This is a genomic window from Flavobacterium sp. (assembly GCF_004211145.1).
Lineage (GTDB): Bacteria > Bacteroidota > Bacteroidia > Flavobacteriales > Flavobacteriaceae > Flavobacterium.
Genome location: NZ_SEBS01000010.1, coordinates 23358 through 41519, shown reverse-complemented (window position 1 = coordinate 41519; position 18162 = coordinate 23358). Strand labels below are relative to the sequence as shown.

The 18162-nt window shown below is 47.2% G+C and carries 15 protein-coding genes and 1 tRNA gene; 12 read left to right on the top strand and 4 right to left on the bottom strand.

Features of this window, described 5'->3' with window-relative positions; genetic code table 11:
- The first annotated feature begins 100 nt into the window (after window positions 1–100).
- The 10 genes from EOO50_RS06640 to EOO50_RS06595 all read left to right on the top strand — a co-directional run bounded on the left by EOO50_RS06640 (window position 101) and on the right by EOO50_RS06595 (window position 11725).
- Window positions 101–1441, top strand: a complete 1341-nt coding sequence (locus EOO50_RS06640) for an FtsW/RodA/SpoVE family cell cycle protein (protein WP_290838782.1) — start codon at window positions 101–103, stop codon at window positions 1439–1441.
- A 430-nt stretch (window positions 1442–1871) separates the two neighbouring features.
- Entirely contained in the window at window positions 1872–2963 is a 1092-nt protein-coding gene (gene murG / locus EOO50_RS06635; protein ID WP_290838781.1) for an undecaprenyldiphospho-muramoylpentapeptide beta-N-acetylglucosaminyltransferase, read from the top strand.
- Window positions 2964–3295: 332 nt separating this feature from the next.
- A complete protein-coding gene (gene murC, locus EOO50_RS06630) occupies window positions 3296–4639 on the top strand; it encodes a UDP-N-acetylmuramate--L-alanine ligase (protein WP_290838779.1) in 1344 nt (447 codons plus the stop codon).
- Window positions 4636–5358, top strand: coding sequence for a cell division protein FtsQ (locus EOO50_RS06625; RefSeq protein ID WP_290838778.1), 723 nt, complete (start codon window positions 4636–4638; stop codon window positions 5356–5358). The genes murC and EOO50_RS06625 overlap by 4 nt, the downstream gene beginning before the upstream one ends.
- 7 nt (window positions 5359–5365) lie before the next feature.
- Window positions 5366–6796 carry a cell division protein FtsA gene (gene ftsA, locus EOO50_RS06620; protein ID WP_290838776.1) on the top strand — a complete coding sequence of 477 codons (1431 nt, stop codon included), beginning with the start codon at window positions 5366–5368 and terminating at the stop codon, window positions 6794–6796.
- 86 nt (window positions 6797–6882) lie between these two features.
- On the top strand, window positions 6883–8820 hold the full coding sequence (gene ftsZ, locus EOO50_RS06615) for a cell division protein FtsZ (RefSeq protein WP_290838775.1): 1938 nt from the start codon (window positions 6883–6885) through the stop codon (window positions 8818–8820).
- An 88-nt stretch (window positions 8821–8908) separates the two neighbouring features.
- Window positions 8909–9358: a GatB/YqeY domain-containing protein gene (locus EOO50_RS06610; protein WP_290838774.1), complete on the top strand. Its 450-nt coding sequence runs from the start codon at window positions 8909–8911 to the stop codon at window positions 9356–9358.
- Window positions 9359–9362: 4 nt separating this feature from the next.
- A tRNA-Arg gene (locus tag EOO50_RS06605) sits at window positions 9363–9434 on the top strand.
- Between the two features lie 725 nt (window positions 9435–10159).
- Window positions 10160–10993, top strand: coding sequence for a zinc-dependent peptidase (locus EOO50_RS06600; RefSeq protein WP_290838773.1), 834 nt, complete (start codon window positions 10160–10162; stop codon window positions 10991–10993).
- Between the two features lie 81 nt (window positions 10994–11074).
- Entirely contained in the window at window positions 11075–11725 is a 651-nt protein-coding gene (locus tag EOO50_RS06595; protein ID WP_290838771.1) for an epimerase, read from the top strand.
- Here the strand turns inward: EOO50_RS06595 and EOO50_RS06590 are convergent.
- From EOO50_RS06590 to EOO50_RS06580, 3 genes are read right to left on the bottom strand one after another with little or no spacing between them, the layout of a single operon-like run.
- On the bottom strand, window positions 11722–14217 hold the full coding sequence (locus EOO50_RS06590; RefSeq protein ID WP_290838770.1) for a TonB-dependent receptor plug domain-containing protein: 2496 nt from the start codon (window positions 14215–14217) through the stop codon (window positions 11722–11724). The two genes, EOO50_RS06595 and EOO50_RS06590, sit on opposite strands and share 4 nt — an antisense overlap.
- Window positions 14218–14224: 7 nt before the next feature.
- Entirely contained in the window at window positions 14225–15121 is an 897-nt protein-coding gene (locus EOO50_RS06585; RefSeq protein WP_290838769.1) for a FecR domain-containing protein, read from the bottom strand.
- A 9-nt stretch (window positions 15122–15130) separates the two neighbouring features.
- Window positions 15131–15646 carry a sigma-70 family RNA polymerase sigma factor gene (locus tag EOO50_RS06580; protein ID WP_290838768.1) on the bottom strand — a complete coding sequence of 172 codons (516 nt, stop codon included), beginning with the start codon at window positions 15644–15646 and terminating at the stop codon, window positions 15131–15133.
- Window positions 15647–15830: 184 nt separating this feature from the next.
- Here EOO50_RS06580 and EOO50_RS06575 point away from each other — a divergent pair, with 184 nt between their 5' ends.
- Together EOO50_RS06575 and EOO50_RS06570 are read left to right on the top strand one after the other, a co-directional pair.
- The gene (locus tag EOO50_RS06575; protein ID WP_290838767.1) at window positions 15831–16286 is read left to right on the top strand and encodes a hypothetical protein; all 456 of its coding nucleotides are present in this window, start codon (window positions 15831–15833) and stop codon (window positions 16284–16286) included.
- Between the two features lie 10 nt (window positions 16287–16296).
- Complete coding sequence (locus EOO50_RS06570; RefSeq protein ID WP_290838766.1) at window positions 16297–17049, top strand: isoprenylcysteine carboxylmethyltransferase family protein; 753 nt, start codon at window positions 16297–16299, stop codon at window positions 17047–17049.
- A gap of 61 nt (window positions 17050–17110) precedes the next feature.
- Here EOO50_RS06570 and rpe read toward each other — a convergent pair whose 3' ends face one another.
- Window positions 17111–17770 carry a ribulose-phosphate 3-epimerase gene (rpe, locus tag EOO50_RS06565; RefSeq protein WP_290838765.1) on the bottom strand — a complete coding sequence of 220 codons (660 nt, stop codon included), beginning with the start codon at window positions 17768–17770 and terminating at the stop codon, window positions 17111–17113.
- Between the last annotated feature and the right edge of the window lie 392 nt (window positions 17771–18162).

The following is an 18162-nucleotide window of genomic DNA, read 5'->3' as shown; positions in this document are numbered from 1 at the left end:
CCTGAGCGCCTGAGTGCCTGAGTGGTTTTCGATAACGATAACGCCAACGGAAGACAATAACTCAAATCAACAAATCAACAAATCAACGAATCAACAATAAATGAAACAGCTGTTATACAACCTAAAAGGAGATAAAGTCATCTGGGCCTTCGTAGCCCTGCTGGCGCTATTCTCGTTTATGCCCGTATTCAGCGCGAGTTCGAATTTGGCGTACATCGGTTCGGGAACGGGAAATACGCTGAGCTTTTTGCTCAAGCATTTGGCGCACATTTTCATCGGGTTCTGCATGATTTATTGGGTGCATAAGGTGCCGTATCATTATTTCAAAGGTTTGTCGATGATGGCGATGCCGATCGTTTGGCTGTTGCTCGGTTATACGTTGGTGAAAGGAACCGTGATCGCGGGTGCGAATGCGTCGCGCTGGATACAGATCCCGTTCATCGGCATCGGATTCCAGACTTCGACTTTGGCTTCATTGGTATTGATGGTTTTCGTGGCGCGCTATCTGTCGAAGAAACGCGAAGCGCCGCTCACGTTCAAGCAATCGCTGTTGGAATTGTGGACGCCTGTTTTCATCACGATCGGATTGGTGTTGCCCGCGAACTTTTCGACGGCGGCATTGATGTTCGTGATGGTGATCATGCTGGTGTTCATAGGGCAATACCCGTTGCGGTATATCGGGATTATCGTCGGAGCGGGAATCGCGGCGTTGGTGTTGTTCGTATTGCTCGCGAAAGCATTTCCCGAAGCGAAATTTTTCAACCGCGTCCACACGTGGGAAAAGCGTATCGAGAGTTTCGGAGAACGCAAAGAAGACAAAGATACAAGTGACGAACACTACCAAACCGATCTCGCCAAGACCGCAATCGCGACGGGCGGCGTCTACGGATTAGGTCCCGGAAAAAGCGTGCAGAAGAACTTTTTGCCGCAGTCGTCGTCCGATTTCATTTACGCGATCATCGTCGAAGAATGGGGATTGATCGGCGGATTGGGCGTTCTGATTTTGTATTTATTGTTGTTTTTCCGATTCATCGTCGCGGCCCACAAAGCCAATTCGACGTTCGGGAAATTGACGGTCGTCGGGTTAGGATTTCCGATCGTGTTCCAGGCGATGATCAACATGGCGGTCGCCGTGAACTTACTTCCCGTAACGGGCCAGACGCTGCCGCTGATTTCGAGCGGCGGTTCATCGATTTGGATGACGTGTATTTCGCTCGGCATCATCATCGGAGTAACCAAGAAAGACGAGGAAATCGAAGCTGAAAAAGCCGACAAGGAAAAACGAGAAGAAGCATTGCGCCGAATGATCGACCAACAAATCGAACGTGAAGAAGCCGCTGAAGTGGAATTGAAACAACGAGAAGCCGCGATTTTGAGCGGGGTTGATTTTTCGATAGAGGATGAGACGAGTAATCCGATGGATGCGGTTCGGGGTAAATAGATGAAAGCCGAAAGATGAAAGACGAACGACGAATGACAAAGGACTGACGAATCGATAAATGAGTGAAAATCGATTTTTGGAAAGGTTGCAAAACTAAAATCGGAGAAAAAACAAAAACAGCATAAAACGAAAATCAGAGGAAGCGCGAAAGTCCTGTGACATTAGTCTTTCGTCATTCGTCAAAAAAGTTTCCGGATAAACCGAGAAACGAAAATCTGAGAAAGAACAAATAACAGCACAAAACTAAAATCAGCGAAAGCTCAAAAGTCCTTCGGCATTAGTCTTTCGTCATTCGTCAAAAAATAGTTTTCATACATGTTGAACAACCAAAATCGGAGAAATAACAAAATAACAGCACAAAACGAAAATCAGCGAAAGCTCAAAAGTCCTGCGACATTAGTCTTTCGTCATTCGTCTAAAAAATAAAAAATTGAACAAACCAAGATTCATACTAAGCGGAGGCGGAACCGGCGGGCACATTTACCCAGCCATCGCAATCGCCAATGAATTAAAGAACCGTTTTCCCGATGCCGAGTTTTTGTTCGTCGGCGCACAGGATAAAATGGAAATGCAAAAAGTGCCGCAAGCCGGATACAAGATCAAAGGTTTATGGATCGCAGGTTTGCAGCGAAGATTGACGCTTGACAACACGATGTTTCCCGTGAAATTGATATCGAGTCTGTTGCGCGCCAGGACGATCATCGGTGAATTTAAACCCGATGTCGCGATCGGAACAGGCGGTTTCGCAAGCGGGCCGTTGTTGCAGGTTGCAGGTTTCGCAGGCGTTCCGACATTGATTCAGGAGCAGAATTCCTATCCCGGCATCACGAACAAGATGTTGTCGAAGAAAGCCGCCAAGATTTGTGTCGCGTATGAAAACCTCGACCGATTCTTTCCGAAGAATAAAATTGTGCTCACCGGAAATCCGGTACGTCAGGATCTGATCGACCTCAAAGGCAAGAAAAAAGAAGCGAGAGAATATTTCAATCTGAACGCTGAGAAGAAAACCGTGCTCGTTCTCGGCGGAAGTCTCGGCGCGAGGAGAATCAACCAATTGATCGCGTCACAACTCGTGAATTTTTCGGCCCAAAACGTTCAGGTCATCTGGCAATGCGGGAAGTTGTATCACGACGAATACAAACATTACGACGACAAGCAAAACGTTCAGGTCCTAGCGTTCATCGACCGAATGGATTTGGTATACGCGGCGGCCGACATCGTGATTTCAAGAGCAGGCGCATCGTCGGTTTCAGAGTTGTGTTTGGTCGGAAAACCCGTGATCTTCATTCCATCGCCAAATGTGGCCGAAGACCATCAGACGAAGAACGCGAAAGCCATCGTCGACAAGGAAGGCGCGATTTTGATGAAGGAAGTCGAACTCGATACGCAATTTGAAAAGACGTTCAATAATTTGTTGACCGATGAGGAACTGCAGCGAAAACTCGGGGATAATATCGGGAAACTCGCGAAGGAGAATGCTACTAAGGATATTGTTGAAGAGATAGTAAAGTTGTTGAGATAGACGAATGACGAATGACGAAAGACGAATGACGAATGACGAATGACGAATGACAAATGACGAAGGACGAAGGAAAAGCGAGTCGAAAAAAAAGAAAATTTATCTTCAGTACAATGTAAGAAAAACAGAATCGGAGAAAAAATGAATATATAACGAAAACGGAAATCAGCGATAGAGCGAAAGTCCTTCGTCATTAGTCTTTCGTCTTTCGTCTAAAAATCAGCGATAGCACAAAAGTCCTTTGTCATTGGTCTTTCGTCTTTCGTCAAAAATATAAACGAATCAAAAGCGCAGCGTGTCCAAAGCGCAGCGTCTCTAAAAATCCAAAGCGAAGCGTGTCCAATTTAAACCAAATCCATAACGTCTATTTCATCGGCATCGGCGGCATCGGCATGAGCGCTCTCGCACGGTATTTCAAATACTCGGGCAAGAACGTCGTCGGCTACGATAAAACGCCGACGGAGCTGACCTACGTTTTGGAGCAGAAAGGGATTCACGTTCATTATAAAGACGATATCCAATTTATTCCGAGTGATTTTACGCCCGAAAACACATTGGTCGTAATCACGCCCGCGGTCCCGAAAGATCATTCCGAATGGAAGCACTTCCTTCAAAATGGTTACACGGTGAAAAAGCGGGCCGAAGTACTCGGAATCATTACAAAAGACACGTTCTGTTTTGCCGTCGCGGGAACGCACGGGAAGACGACGACGTCGAGTATTTTGGGGCATGTCCTGTTTGAAAGCGGCGTTGAAATGACGGCGTTTTTGGGCGGAATCGTGGAGAATTACGATTCGAATTTAATCGGAAATGGAACAAAAGTGACTGTTGTCGAAGCCGATGAATTCGACCGATCGTTTTTGCATCTGCATCCCGATATCGCGTGCATCACGTCAATGGACGCCGATCATTTGGATATTTACGGGGACAGCGCATCGATCGAAGCGTCGTTCCGCGAATTCGCCGACAAGGTTTCGGATAAAGGCATGTTGTTCATCGCCGAAGGTTTGCCGCTCGAAGGCATGACGGTAGCCGTGAACAAGGACGCGGATTTTAAGGCGTTCGACATCAGGATCATCGACGGCGAATATCATTTTTCAGTTCAGACGCCCAACGAAGTAATTCCCGACGTGCGTTTCGCGCTTCCCGGTTGGCATAATTTAAGCAACGCGCTCATGGCTTTGGCGATGGCGAGAACGTTCGGAGTTTCGGCCGACAAGATCAAAAAAGCACTCGTGTCGTTCAAAGGAATCAAACGAAGATTTTCGTATCAGATAAAGACGCCGAGCCGCGTTTACATTGATGATTACGCGCATCATCCGACCGAGATCAATGCCGTACATCAAGCCGTTCGCGAATTGTATCCGGGCAAAAAAGTAGTCGCTGCATTTCAGCCGCATTTGTTCAGCCGGACTAAGGATTTCGCCGATGATTTCGCGAAAAGCCTGTCGCAATTCGACGAGATTTTGTTGCTCGATATTTATCCCGCAAGAGAACTTCCGATGGAAGGAATAACGAGCGAATGGTTGCTGTCGAAAATCGAAAATCCGGACAAAAAATTAGTTTCGAAATCACAATTGGTACATGAGATCATGGCCGCCGACGCCGACGTGATCGTAACCATCGGAGCGGGCGACATCGGAGAGCTTGTTCCTGAAATCAAAAAAGCATTGTCATGAAGCGATTCAATTGGGGAAATATCCGTTTGTTGCTGATTATCAGCGGTGTAATATTTTTGTACGCGTTCAGTTCGAATAGAAATGCGCACCGTCATTTGCGGAAATCCGAAGTCGTTTTCGAAAACGCTGAAACACTGTACATGACGCCCGAAGCGGTTAATAAATTGTTAATAGAAAAAAATAGCGCCTTCGCAGCCATTGAAAAAGAAAATTTAGATTTGAACAAGTTGGAAAAGGCCGTCAATGCCCACGAAATGGTTGAAAAATCTGAGATTTTCGTAAGTGTGGACGGTGTGCTGAAGGCTGTTGTAAAACAGAAAACTCCCGTAGTGAGAGTGTTTGACGAATCGGGTTCTTTCTATATTGATTATGAAGGGAATAAAATGCCCCTATCGACGATGTACACTGCGCGTGTGCCGCTCGTTTCAGGTGGCGTGAACGGTGCGAACACCTCGGATCTCAAGAAAGTTTTCCGGAGTATCCACGACGATGATTTTTTACGGAAAAACATCACAGGGATTCGTGTATCGCCAAGCGGAAGCCTGGTCATGACGAATCGGAATTATGATTATGAAATCGATTTCGGCAAGCCCGTGAACATCGAAAGGAAGTTTAAGAATTACAAGGCGTTCTTCCAGAAAGCCGCACAGGACAGTACGATTAAAAACTATAAGACGATCAACCTCAAGTTTATTCAACAGGTAGTTTGCTCAAAATAACTCGGATATGGAAAAAGAGAACATTGCAGTAGGTTTGGATATCGGGACGACAAAGATCGTTGCGATGATCGGCAAGAAGAACGAGTACGGAAAACTCGAAATACTTGGCATGGGCAAATCGAAAAGCCTTGGCGTGGCGCGTGGCGTGGTGAACAACATCACCCAGACGATCCAGTCGATCCAACAGGCGGTGCTCGAGGCAGAGGCGAATTCGGGTTACAAGATCAAAGACGTGGTCGTCGGGATCGCGGGACAACACATCCGCAGCATCCAACACACCGATTACGTGAGCCGAAACAATCCTGAAGAGGTAATCGGAGACAAAGACATTCAGCTTCTCATCGATCAGGTGAACAAGTTGGCGATGCTTCCGGGTGAGGAAATCATCCACGTATTGCCACAGGAATTCAAGATCGACGGGCAGTCAGAGATAAAAGAACCGATCGGCATGTACGGCGGTCGTTTGGAGTCGAGCTTCCACGTCGTGGTCGGCCAGGCTTCATCGATCCGGAATGTGGGCCGATGCGTACAGAGTTCAGGCATCGAATTGTCAGGTTTGACGCTCGAGCCATTGGCTTCGTCGGACGCAGTTTTGAGCCAGGAAGAAAAAGAAGCAGGCGTCGCGCTCATCGATATCGGTGGCGGAACGACTGACTTGGCGATCTTCAAGGATGGCATCATCCGTCATACGGCGGTAATTCCATTCGGCGGAAACGTAATCACCGAAGACATTAAGGAAGGCTGTTCGATTATCGAGAAACAAGCCGAACTGTTGAAAGTGAAATTCGGATCGGCCTGGCCGGGCGAAAATAAAGACAACGAGATCGTTTCGATTCCGGGCCTTCGCGGTCGTGAACCGAAAGAAATCTCATTGAAGAACTTGTCGAAAATCATCCACGCCCGCGTCGTTGAGATCATCGAGCAGGTTTTTGCCGAAATCAAAGCGTACGGACACGAAGATCCGCGCAAGAAATTGATCGCGGGAATCGTGCTTACAGGCGGCGGATCGCAACTGAAACACATCAAGCAATTGGTCGAATACATCACGGGAATGGATACGCGTATCGGTTATCCGAACGAGCATTTGGCCGGAAATTCGAGCGAAGATATTTCATCGCCGATGTACGCGACTGCAGTCGGATTGGTGATGAACAGCATCAACAACAAGACGCAAAGTGCGGTGAAGATGTACGTCGAGCCTGTGCAGGCGCCGGTTTACAAGCAACAACCGATTCAGCAGCAACCGATCCAACAAGTGCAGCCGCCGGTTTACACGCAGACGGTGATGTCGCAGGAATCGAAACAGGAAATTTTGGAGCCTGTTGCAGTAGAAATGGAAGCGCAAAAGGAACCTCAGACGACCGAGGGAAAAATCCGTCGTTCGTTCTTCGACAAGTATGTGGAGAAGATAAAGGAATTCCTTGACAACGCCGAGTAATTGGGGACAGGGCGCAAGGATCAGGGTTCAAGGACTCCGACAAAAAAAACAAAACAAGACAAAGCAAGAATTAAATACCAGATAGTATGACAGGCAACTCAGAATTCGGAAGCATCTCGTTCGACTTACCAAAAAATCAGTCGAACGTAATTAAAGTAATAGGCGTTGGTGGCGGCGGAAGCAATGCGATCAACCACATGTTTAAGCAAGGAATCAAAGGTGTCGACTTTATCGTCTGCAACACCGATTCACAAGCGTTGGGCATGAGCCCGGTCCCGAACAAGATTCAGTTGGGCGTTGCGCTCACGGAAGGTTTGGGTGCGGGAGCGAATCCTGAAGTAGGGCAGCAATCGGCGATCGAATCGGTAGCCGAAATCGAGAAAATGCTCGACAGCAACACGAAAATGGTATTCATCACGGCCGGTATGGGCGGAGGAACGGGAACTGGTGCAGCTCCTGTGATCGCGCAATTGGCTAAGGAAAAAGATATTTTGACCGTCGGTATCGTGACGATTCCGTTCCAGTTTGAAGGAAAAGTGCGTCAGGATCAAGCGATGCAAGGTGTCGAAAGACTTCGCAAGCAAGTCGATTCACTCATCGTGATCAACAACAACAAATTGCGTGAGGTTTACGGAAACCTTGGCTTCAAGGCCGGTTTCTCCAAGGCCGACGAAGTTTTGGCGACCGCATCACGCGGTATCGCCGAAGTCATCACGCACCACTACACGCAAAACATCGACTTGAAAGATGCGAAGACCGTATTGTCGAACTCCGGAACCGCGATTATGGGTTCGGCGACTTCGATCGGTGATAATCGCGCAAAAGAAGGAATCGTTGCCGCTTTGGATTCCCCGCTTTTGAACGACAATAAAATCTCAGGTGCTAAGAACGTTTTGCTTTTGATCGTGTCGGGAACGAGTGAGATCACGATTGACGAAATCGGAGAAATCAATGATTATATCCAGTCGGAAGCAGGTCACAACGCCAACATCATCATGGGTGTCGGGGAAGACGAAACGCTTGGGGAATCGATTGCCGTAACGGTCATCGCGACGGGTTTCAACATCGACCAGCAAACGCAGATCGTAAACAACGAACCAAAGAAAATCATCCATTCGCTCGACGGCGATCACAAGATCGAGCACGACCTTACCAAGGGAAATGTATTGCCATCGGTTGATTTTTTGAAAGTTGAGGAAAGCGCTCCTCAAAGCCAGAAAGAAGACAAGGTAGTGTTTGAATTGATCGAGGAAGAGCCGGCATTCGTTGCAGCTCCGGTCGCACAATTCGAAATGGATTTGGTTCCGACGTCAGAATTCATCAAGAATCTCGATGTGACGTTCGAAGTGGTTTCGGCCATCAACGATTTCGACTTTTTCATCACAACGCCTGAAGTGAAGGAAATCAAAGTACAGGAGCCGATTTTCGTCCAAAAGGAAGAACAGGCCGCATTCACGTTCGACCTTCCGATCCCGACGACTCCGATTGTAAACGAAGAAAAAATCCTGTTCGAATTGACTCAGGAAACACGCGATATCAAAGTTACCGATGCCGTTCAGGTTGTTCCGATGACCGAACTCAACGAAACCGGAATCGTGAAATATTCGCTCGAAGAATACATGGAAGTCGAGAAAAGCCTCATGGATTCGAAACCGGCCGCTACGATCGCCGCTGAACCGATCGCCGAGGAATTGAACATCACGATGAAACAGGTCGAGGCTCCGGTATCGAACTTCTCATCGGCTTATGAAGAAGTATCTCCGCTCGAAATGTCGATCGAAGATACTTTGAAACACCGCGCCGACGAACGCCGAAGGAAGTTGAAGGAGTTCAATTACAAGTTCCACAACAATCCGTCAAAAGTCGACGAATACGAAAAAGAACCCGCCTACAAACGTTCGGGTGTCGATATAAGCTCAAATCCAATCAACAACGCGAACTCCCGCATGTCGCTTGGAACCGATAGCAACGACGATATACAGTTGCGATCGAACAACTCTTTTCTACATGATAATGTAGACTAACCTAAACCATTTTTTCTTTTTAGCCCGAAAATTCAAACGAGTTTTCGGGTTATTTTTTTTAACTTCGCACCACTAAAAAAAAGACGTTATGAGCCTACAAGCACAAATTAACGATGAGATTAAAAACGCCATGCGCGCCAAAGATACATTGGCTTTGGAATCGTTGCGCGCGGTGAAATCGGCTATACTTATGGCGCAAACCGAAACGGGTGCCAAAGAAGAACTGAGCGCCGACGAAGAAATCAAAATTCTGCAACGCCTTGTGAAGCAACGCAAGGACAGCGCGGCGATATACATACAACAGAACCGCCAGGATTTGGCGCAACCTGAAATCGATCAGGCGGCCGTTATCGAAAAGTTCCTGCCGGCTCAGTTGAGTGAGGCTGAAATCGAGGTCGTCGTCGAGAGAATCATTTCTGAGGGCAATTTGGGCGGAATGTCCAATATGGGAAAAGTCATGGGCTTGGTGTCGGCGGAACTTGCAGGCAAAGCCGATGGGAAAACCATTTCAGGTGTCGTAAAACGACTGCTCGCATAATAAAGGTCCCGTAGTTCAATGGATAGAATGTCAGATTCCGGTTCTGATGATGGAGGTTCGAATCCTCTCGGGGTCACGAATAAATGGAAAAAGCCGCAAAAAAAATGTCAAGCTCGCTTGAACATTTTTTTTGCGGCTTTTTCCATTTTCAAAGCGGAGCTTTGAAGGATGCCGCGCAGCGGAATCCTTTCGTGACATATTCGTCCATTCTCACTTAAACATCGTTTGTTTGGCTTTTCCTTTTTCAATCGGAGCTTTACGATGCCGCGCAGCGCAATCCTCTCGTGACATATTCGTCCATTCTCACTTAAACATTTTTTGTTTGGCTTTTCCCATTTTCAAATCGGAGCCTTAAACGATGCCGCGCAGCGGAATCCTCTTCGTGACACATTCGTACTTCCTAGCAAGGACACATGAACATCCTTCCCAAAAAAAACAAATAATCACGCAACGGAATCTCATCCTTTCGCCCAAGTTCGCGTGATATTCTTTTGCCTTTTTCCTATCTCAAAACGGACTTTTCAAGATGCGCGCAGCGGAATTCTCTCCATGACACCCATCATTCTCACTTAAACATTTCTGTCTAACTTTTCCCATTTTCAAATTACAGCGTCAAACCATGCCGCGCAGCGAAATCCTCCAACCCACACATTCCTCCCAATCAAAACACAAAACAACCCATTTCAATCGAAAATCAATAACCGAAAACTCACCGCTCTTTCCAAATTCAAAATTACTCCAACCAAAATCCAACCGCAGCCACACCCAAAAACCCGACAATAATTTTCCTACATTTACCCAATGGAAGACCTCTCAATCCCCGAAATAGTCGTAGTGTCGCTCGTGCTGTTTCTCGTCGTATTCGGATTTCTTTCGCTCGTTTTCAGCATTTTCTACCTGCAAACCGAACGCGTCTACGCATTTATTTTCAAAAAGCCGTTTTACGTTCACTATTATCCGTTTCCGAAGTGTTTGGAAACCGCCAATCAGTCGTTATTGCGCCAACATTCCACGTTTTACAACAGGCTTACGCCCAAACGCAAGATTTATTTTGAACACCGGATCTGTCGGTTCATCGATCGGTACGAATTCATCGGGCGCGAAGATTTTGAGGTGACCGACGAAGTGAAAATCAGGATTGCCATAAGCTACATCACGCTCTCGTTCGGCATGCGAAATTACCTCCTGGATATTTTTGATCGCGTCATCGTATATCCGGGCGCGTATTACTCGAAATATTCCGAATCTTATCACAAGGGCGAATTCAATCCAGGCATGCGCGCGATCGCTTTTTCATGGCAGGATTTTGTCGCAGGAAACGACATCGCGAACGACAACCTAAACCTCGGCATACACGAATTCGCGCACGTGTTACACTATCACGGCACGAAACACAGCGATGTGAGCGCCGCTATCTTTACACAGGTTTACGACAGGATTTCCGACGAAGTCAGCCATCCTGGCAACAGGCAAAGACTCACCGATGCCGGCTATTTCCGAGATTACGCGTTTACGAATACCTACGAATTCCTGGCGGTAATCCTCGAACACTATTTTGAGACGCCGCAAGAGTTCAAGGCCAAGTTTCCGCCGCTATATGCCAATGTGTCGAAAATGCTCAATCACAAGCATTGAAATGGTGCGGATCGGCTTAACAAAAACACAATCCGTTTCCACTTGGGCAGATTTATGGCTACTTTAGTGAAAAACATCGTTATGTCACTCAAAGTCATCATCACAGGCGCAACCGGAATGGTCGGCGAAGGCGTTTTCCTCGATTGTCTCGAGAATCCTGAAGTTTCCCACGTTTTGATCATCAACCGAAAGCACTACGACCTCGAACATCCGAAATTGAAAGAATTGCTCGTTCCCGATTTCTTCGAACTCGATCGACATTCGGAAACACTCAAAGGCTACGACGCTTGTTTTTTCTGCGCCGGGATAAGTTCTTTCGGGATGAGCGAGGAAAAGTTTACGAAAATAACGTACGATACGACGCTATCGTTCGCCAAAACGTTGGTCGCGGTTAATCCTCAAATGGTTTTTACATATGTTTCGGGACTTTACACCGATAGTTCCGAAAAAGGAAAAGTCATGTGGGCGCGCGTGAAAGGCAAAACCGAAAACGACCTGATCAAGCTGCCGTTCAAAGGCGTTTACGCGTTCCGTCCGGGCGCGATGCTTCCCGTAAAAGACCAGAAGAATTGGAAATTAGCTTACGAAGTCCTCACGAAAATCATCCGCTTCTTCGCTCCAAAAAATGTATTGAGTCTGCACGAAGTCGGGCGCGCGATGGTTAACGTCTGCAAGAAAGGTTATCCGAAGAAAGTCCTGGAAATCGCCGACATCAAACAACTTTCAACCTAAAAATAAACTCTCACGAAACCATTGAAAGTTCTCGCGAGCGACAACACATTTACTTCTTCGATGGCCGAATTCACTGAATTGATGCGGTAACTTTTGTTGATGCTCACGGTCTTGTCCAGCAGGTTCTGCACCGAAATTCCCCATTTCATATTCGCTTTTTTGGAAATGGCCTGAGTGAAACTTCCCGAGAAATTCACTTGGAAGTAGTCGTCGAGCCTGTCGGAATTCGGAGATTTATATAATATCGTGAGATCCTGGTTCTCGTCGAAAACCGGAATTCTAGACGACGGTTCGGTGTAATATTTTCCTGAAAACCAATTCGTACCCAACGCGAATTGCCATTTGTGTTTGTCGTAAATCAAACCGCTGCGCAGCGAATGCGGAATGCTGTAGATGTTCGGGAAATCGCTGGGAGCGAAACTTTCGAATCGATACTCATTTCGGTTGTAATGATAGTTGAGCCAGGCCGTGAAGTCGCGCCATTGCTTCTGAACCAAAAATTCCACACCTAGAACACGATAACTTCCAACGGCGTTTTCAAACTCGAACTGATTCTGGAAACCTTGGCTTTTACTCGTGATATGACTTACTTTTTTGTAGAACGGTTCGAGGCTAAACAGCCATTTCCACTTCTTGTAGGTTACCGCCGACGAAATCTGGCTGCTGGTTATCAACGGCGTCCCGTTCCCGTCGGCGAGCGTCCATTGTCGTTTTTCGAGTCCGAAGAAATCTTCCTGGAGGTAGACAGATTGCTGGGCCGTCTGGCTTTTTAATTCGCCCGAAATTGAAAAATCGAGATCCTTATTCACGCGGTACGACGCCAAAAATCGAGGTTCCGTCCTGAATCGGTCCAACGTCTGGAAATACTGCTGACGGATTCCGCCCGACAAAAACCATCTCGCCAGCGTCAGTTCGCCTTGCACAAATAACGCATGCGTGAGCAAGAACCTGCTGTCCTCGACATCGATCGCAAGATTGTCCCGGTTTTCATTTTTAAGGCTGCTTTCGATAACCTGATAACCGCCTTTTAGAATGATCTTTTCGTTCAGATGAAAGTCGTGCCCAACCGTTATTCCTTTGTCGGTGATGACGTTGTGTTGGTTGATCAAGCGATTCGTTTCTTCGAGAGGACGATCTTCGGAATCGACCATATAACGCGAGAAAAATGCTGAGAACGTGCTCTTGTGTTTCGAATTCCAATCGGTCTTGAACACGAGATTTCCCGCCGTGGATTGTTGCTTGAGCTCATTTTCCTGGGCGTCGCTCGCGGCATTCGCATTCAAGCGTTGATAGACTTCGAGTTCGTTTTCGATGAAAATACCGTTGAAGCGAAGTTCAGATTTCGAGCCGATCTTTTGCCGAAACTGAGCCGTGAAATCGTAGAAATAAAAGTTCTCCGACGTTCGGTAATCGACTTCCTGGTCCACAAAAATATTCGTGATTTTCGTGTTTTGGAAAATTCGTTCCGAATAACGTCGGTATGTCGGGGAATCGAAGAAGTCAGTCGTAGAACGTCGGCCGCTGAACTGCCAGCTCGTGTTCGGTGACGTCTTGAACGCCGTGTTGAAATCGAAATTGAGCATGTTCATGCCGATCGAATTCTCGAAATAATTTCCACTTTCGGGTAATGTCTCGATAAGCACCGTCCCTGAAACCGCTTCGCCCAAACTTGCCGGACTCGCATTTTTATAGAACGTGATCGAATGTGATAAATTCGGGTTCAATGCTGAAATCAACCCGAAAAAATGCCCGGTTTGAAACAGTCGGATCCCGTTCCACAGAAATAAATTCTGGTCGTGGGTGCCGCCGCGGATGGAAAGGTTCGAAATCGTTTCGTCGAAGCTCACGGCTCCGGGCAATTGTTGCATTGTTTGCAGCACGTCGGGTTCGGTCAACCCGGGAAGCAGGCCCGAGTTCTTGGAAAGTATGTCGTAGCTACCGTCCGGTTTTTTTCGGATGCCGCGCGTGAGCAAGACGGGAACGAAGGTTTCACTTAAAATTTCCACGTGCAGCGAAAGTTTGATCTTCGGCGATGCCGGCAGGTTCGTCGTAGCAAGCGAAAGATTGTCGTAACTCACATGGGAAATGGTGATCTCGGGCGACTTCGAAGTAAGGCAAAATTCGCCTTTTTCATTTGAATATGTAGTGTTGGACCCTGATTTCACCGATGCGCCCGAAATCGGTAATCCCGTTTCGGAGTCAATGATTTGCGCGCAGATTTCGCTTTTGGATTTCTTTCTGATGACGATATAATTCGCCGTGATGAACTCGAAAGTCAAATTAGTTTGCATCTCGAGCGACTCGATTTGTTGTCCGATCGAATTTTCATCGGGCGCGACGACATTAATTTTTTCGATTTCGTTTTCGATGAAACTGAAATTCACTGAAAATCGCGCCTCGAGTATTTTCAGGTAGTCGCGCAAGGGTAAAGCTTTCCCGTTCTGCTGTGCGAACGTGATGCAGCAAGCAAAAAGCAAAAAATGCGTTCTCAAGCGCAAATTACAGGCTTTTTAGTTCGTATTCGCGATTCGAAATTTTTACGGTTTGAAGCTGGAACGCCGATTCGACGATGCGCAACGCCACGGCGAGATCATTCGCGGGCAAAATCCCTGTAAAGGCTTTTTCGGGCGATGATTTCGCGGTAATTTTTATATCGTATGTACGTTCGATCTCGGCAAGGACTTCATTCAACGACGCGGCTTGGAGCGAGATTTTGGCGTTCATCCAATCGGGAGCTGAACTTTCAATCTTTTGTCGGATCCAGTTTTTGCTGTCGTGAAGCACAGCGTTTCCAGGCAAGAGGATGATTTGGGTTTCGTCTCGCGTCACGCTCACCATTCCTTCATAACATGCGACTTCGAGTTTTTTTCCACGCGATCTCACGTTGAATTGGGTGCCGACGACTTTCACGGTTCCGGTAGGCGTAATCACTGAAAAAGTTTTTCCTTTCGCGACCTTGAACAACGCCTCGCCTTTGAGTTCGAGCGTGCGTTTTGACTTCCAATCGCTTTTTTCGTAGCGCAGTTCCGCATCCGAATTCAGCGTTACGGTTGAGCCGTCGGGCAACGTCAGGTTTTGTGTTTGGGCGAAACCCGTGCGGTGGATCGTGTCGGTTCCCATCGAAAACCAATAGCCCAACCCGACGGCGATAAGTAGCGATGCGGCAATGGAAAGCCAGGCGGTTTTTGCTTTCATCGAGACGACTTTCGGTTTCTTTTTCGCCGCAAGTACGTCGGTCAACAGCTGCGGATTTTCTCCTAATGGCGACTGTAAATCGTCGGTGTGATGTTTGATTTTTTGGTACAATTCGAAATCGGGATCTTGTTTGAAAGCCTCGATTTCGCTCGGGCTCAAATCGTCGTTGAGCAAATGCGCGAGATGGTTTTTTCTTTTCATGGCTGTATTTTATCGGAACTGTTCGATGTTTCGTTTGAGCGAAATCATGGCTTGATGTATGCGTTTTTCGACGGCTTTTACGCTGATGCCGAGATGTTCGGCGATTTCGGTGTATTTCATCTTGTCGATTCGGTGCATCAGGAATGCGACGCGTTGGGTTTCTTTGAGATTCGCGATTGCGCCCGATAATTTCGTTTGGAATTCTTGTTCTTCGAGCACGAATTCGGGGCTTTCGTTCGTGCTGATCGGGATGACTTTTGACTTGGCGAAGTTGAGCACGACTTTTTGATGCGCGATCGCCTTGAGCGATTTTTTGAACGCGACCGTGAACAGGTACGATTTGGCTTTTTCGAGTGGAATGTCATCGCAATTCTGCCACAATTTGATGAACGCTTCCTGGGCGATATCGTTGGCTTGTTCTTCATTTCCGAACTTGTAGTACAGGAAATTCCGAAGCGATCGTTCGTGGCTTTTGAAGAATTTTGCGAACACATTCCCGTCGCAGGTCTCGCATTGATTTGGCATATAAAAATTGATTTCAGGAATAGAACCCCAATGGTATTGAAAACCCTACCGCGAAAAAAAATAAAAATTTTTGGTAGGGTTTTGCGGTTCGTGGGGATTCTATGGTCGGAATCCAAATTTACGGAAATGCCTGCAGCTTTCCCCATAACGAAAATTCGAAATACAATAATCTAAATCTTATATCATGAAAAAGTTTCTTATTCCAGCATTATTCTCAGTTTTTGCAATCGCTTCTACTTCTTGCAGCAGCGACGACGACGGGCCGCGCCCAAATCAAGATCCGACGCCGGCCGTAACAGTGGCGACCCAAGGCACTTGGAATGTCGCGAGTTTCGTTGACAACGGCGTGGATAAAACCGCCGACTTTGCCGGTTTCACGTTTACGTTCAATGCTGATAATGTCGTCGCAGTCGATGGAAATGGACAAACCGTGGCCGGAACCTGGTCGATTGTGTCCGACGACGATTTCGACACGCCTGAAGATTCCAACCTCGATTTCAACCTGTTTTTCCAAACTCCGACGACGTTCCGCGTATTCAATGAAGATTGGGATATCGCGACTTATACTGACACGCGCATCGAGCTTCAGGATCTTGATGATGACGGGCCGAGCGACTATCTTGTGTTCGAGCGCAACTAGTTCTGATCTCATGTCGCTTTCACTAGAAATCGAAAAGCAAGGCAACTGGCTTTTTAGATACAGGAGTTATTTGCCTTTGCTGATCCTGCCTTTGGGCATTGGGATTCATTTGTACAATCTCCTCGACGGATCATTCGCCTGGTCGAAAAGTGGGGCCAACATATTATGGTTCGAATTGCTTTGCCTTTCCGTAAGCGTTTTGGGTTTGGTCGTCCGCGGATTGACCGTCGGGTGTACGCCCAAGAACACATCGGGACGAAACGTGCACGAACAAATCGCCGATTATTTGAACACGACGGGCATGTACTCGCTTGTAAGACATCCGTTGTATCTTGGGAATTTTTTAAGTTGGCTCGGAATCGCGATGTTCACGGGTAGTTTTGGATTCGTGATCGCCTTTTGCCTCGCGTTTTGGTTGTATTACGAGCGTATCATGTTTGCCGAAGAAAGTTTCCTGACGCGAAAGTTTGGCCAACAATACATCGATTGGGCCGCACAGACTCCGGCATTCGTTCCCAAGGTTACGGGCTTCAGAAGTTCGGGTTTGCCGTTCAGCTGGAAAAAAGTCCTTAAGAAAGAGAAAAATGGATTGGCTGCGATATTTCTCGTTTTCCTTTTGTTCGACATCTCGCGGAACCTGATTTTTGAAACGGCGACGTTTAGCCAATTGTGGATGTTCGGTACGTTCGCGTCGGGCATCGTTTACCTGATTCTGAAAATCCTGAAAAAGCGCACGTGTCTTTTAAATGAGGACGGACGCTGAAATGTTTCCAATAAAAAACTCCCGATTAGCGTCGGGAGTTTTTTGTTTTATACTGTTGCGATTATGACAATAACTGTCGAAGATCGGCGATGGTTTGCGTTGGGTTTTCAGCTTTAAAAACGAAATTTCCCGCAACCAAAACGTCGGCACCGGCTTCAGCGAGCTGGACTGCATTCTTGTTGGTTACGCCGCCGTCGATCTCGATCAATGTCGATGCGCCGTTCGCTACGATGATTTCCTTTAGCTGTCTGATCTTCTTGTATGTGTGTTCGATGAACGACTGCCCGCCGAAACCTGGATTTACACTCATCAAACAAACCAGATCCACATCCTGGATGATGTCTTCGAGAACCGTAACCGAGGTATGCGGATTCAACGCGACACCGGCTTTCATTCCTTCGGCCTTGATGGCTTGCAGCGTGCGATGCAAATGCGTGCAGGCTTCGTAATGCACCGTCAGGTTATTCGCGCCAAGATCAGCGAAGGTCTTGATGTAGCGGTCGGGATCGACGATCATCAGATGCACGTCGATGGTTTTCTTGGCATGACGTGAAATGGCTTCTAGAACCGGCATCCCGAATGAAATGTTCGGGACGAAAACGCCGTCCATGATGTCAATGTGGAACCAATCGGCTTGAGAATCGTTGACCATTTCGATGTCACGTTGCAGGTTCGCGAAATCGGCAGCTAGCACTGAGGGTGCGATCAGGGTATTTTTCATTGTGTGTAGTTAGATGGGCGCAAAGGTAAGGAAATAGTGCCTGAGTGCCTAGTACCTGAGTGGTTGAGTTTCTTACGATGAAAATTCGAGTTTTGAACAGATTAATGCTTTAGCGACCACGCGCGAGGGATAGCAGCGGCATCCTTTTGCGAGGAACGAGCAAAAGATATAGCGGATAGCCCGACAGCGGCGCAGCTTGCGGAGTCGGTGACGCGCCCAAATGTGAAAAGTAGAATAGAAATTTGTCGCAAGTAACAGCGGAAACTCAGGCACTCAGGCACAGCGCACTCAGGCACATTAAAAAATAAAAAACTCCGGAAACCCGAGCGCTTGCGCGAATCGACTGGAGTTTTTTATCACAGATAAAATAAAAAACTCCGGAAACCCGAGCG